3 protein-coding genes are annotated in these 2284 nt (G+C 67.0%); all 3 read left to right on the top strand.

What is annotated here, in order from left to right; translation table 11 throughout:
• Positions 1–701 (top strand): aminotransferase class V-fold PLP-dependent enzyme (locus ACO6D5_RS29915; RefSeq protein ID WP_485827415.1); only part of this gene is annotated, 701 nt, incomplete at its 5' end.
• Between the two features lie 36 nt (positions 702–737).
• The gene (locus ACO6D5_RS29920; RefSeq protein WP_006223226.1) at positions 738–2033 is read left to right on the top strand and encodes an O-acetylhomoserine aminocarboxypropyltransferase/cysteine synthase family protein; all 1296 of its coding nucleotides are present in this window, start codon (positions 738–740) and stop codon (positions 2031–2033) included.
• 4 nt (positions 2034–2037) lie between these two features.
• The coding region (locus ACO6D5_RS29925; protein ID WP_485827416.1) for an alpha/beta fold hydrolase at positions 2038–2284 on the top strand (247 nt) is incomplete at its 3' end.

Below are 2284 nucleotides of genomic sequence, written 5' to 3' on the forward strand. Positions count from 1 at the left end.
CCCGCCTGATCGCGGTGTCGTGGGTGCAGTACGGCACGGGCTTGCGCACCGACATCGCTGAACTGGGCCGCCGCTGTGCGCAACGCGGCATATGGCTGGTGGTCGACGGTATCCAGGGCGCGGGCCTGCTGCGCGCCAAGGTCGACGAATGGCGCGTGGACGCCTTTGCGTGCGGTGCGCACAAGGGCTTGCTGGGTCCGCTGGGCGTGGGTTTCCTGCACGTGTCGCCCAAGCTGCTGGACGCGCTTGATCCGCTGTACATCGGCCCGTCTGGCGTGACCACGTTGGACAAGTCCGGCCTGCAATGGCAGGTGGGCGTGTCCGACGCGGGCGATGCCCGCCGGCTGGAGTCCGGCAATCTCAACTATCCCGGCATCGCAGGCTTGGCGGGCGCGTTGGACTTGATCGAAGGCGCGCAACCCGACCGCATCGAACCCTGGGTGCTGGAACTGTCGCAAGCGTTGAGCGAAGGCTTGCGCGCATTGGGCGCGCACGTGGTGTCGCCGCCCGACGCCGCGCTGCGCAGCACGACCACCGCAGTGCGCGTGGCCGACCCCGCTGCCGCCTTGGCCCATTTGAGCCAGGCGGGCGTGGTGGCCAGCATAGTGGAGTATGGTTACGTGCGCTTGTCCGTCGGCGCCTATAACAATCATGCAGACGTCGAACGCATCTTGCGCGCCGTGCGCGCGCTTGGCGTCTGATCTGAATCATCAATAACGCATCTCCTGGAGAGACACATGACTGAACCGAAGAAGCCCAACTGGCGCCTGGAAACCGTTGCCGTGCATGGCGGCTACCGGCCCGACCCCACCACGCGCGCCGTCGCCGTGCCCATCTATCAGACGGTTGCCTACGCGTTCGACGATACGCAGCATGGCGCCGACCTGTTCGACCTGAAGGTGCCGGGCAACATCTACACCCGCATCATGAACCCCACGACCGACGTGCTGGAGCAGCGCGTGGCGGCGCTGGAAGGCGGGATCGCCGCGCTGGCGCTGGCCTCGGGCCAGGCCGCGGTCACCTACGCCATCCTGACGATCGCCGAAGCGGGCGACAACATCGTCTCGTCCAGCACGCTGTACGGCGGCACCTACAACCTGTTCGCGCACACGCTGCCGCAGTACGGCATCACCACGCGTTTTGCCAACCCCAGCGATCTGGCCGCTTTCGAAGCGCAGATCGATGACCGCACCAAGGCCATCTTCGCGGAATCGGTCGGCAACCCGCTGGGCAACATCACCGACATCGCCGCGCTTGCCGACGTGGCCCACCGCCATGGCCTGCCGCTGATCGTGGACAACACCGTGCCCTCGCCGTACCTGCTGCGCCCGATCGAGCACGGCGCGGACATCGTGGTGCAATCGCTGACGAAGTACCTGGGCGGCCACGGCACCAGCCTGGGCGGCGCCATCATCGACTCCGGCAAGTTCCCGTGGGCCGAACACAAGGCCCGCTTCAAGCGCCTGAACGAACCCGACGTCAGCTACCACGGCGTGGTCTATACCGAAGCCTTCGGCGCGGCCGCCTACATCGGCCGTGCGCGCGTCGTGCCGCTGCGCAACACGGGCGCCGCGATCTCGCCGTTCAACTCGTTCCAGATCCTGCAAGGCATCGAAACGCTGGCGCTGCGCGTGGACCGCATCGTCGAAAACGCCGTCAAGGTCGCCAATTTCCTGCGTGAGCATCCAAAGGTGGAATGGGTGAACTACGCCGGCCTGCCGGATCACCCCGATCACGCGCTGGCGAAGAAGTATCTGGGCGGCAAGGTCCCGGGGCTGTTCACGTTCGGCGTGAAGGGCGGCCGCGATGCCGGCGCGCGTTTCCAGGACGCCTTGCAGTTGTTCACGCGCCTGGTCAACATCGGCGATTCGAAGTCGCTGGCCACGCACCCCGCCTCCACCACGCACCGCCAGCTGAATCCCGAAGAGCTGCAAAAGGCCGGCGTGCGCGAAGAGACGGTGCGCCTGTCGATCGGCATCGAACACATCGACGACCTGATCGCCGACCTGGAACAGGCGCTGGCGCAGGTGTAATGCCATGACGATGATTCCCCGCAGAACCCTGTTGAAACTGGCCGCCGGGCTGCCCGCCCTGGCGGCGGGTTCGGCGGCGCTTGCCGCCGCGCCGGCCAAGAAGGCCAAAACCTATGTGCTGGCCCATGGCTCCTGGCATGGCGGCTGGTGCTGGCGCCCGGTGGCGGACCGCCTGCAGGCGGCCGGCCACCGCGTATACGCGCCCAGCTATACCGGCATGGGCGACCGCGCCCACCTGCTGAACAAGGGCA

This window comes from Achromobacter sp., from assembly GCF_057314935.1.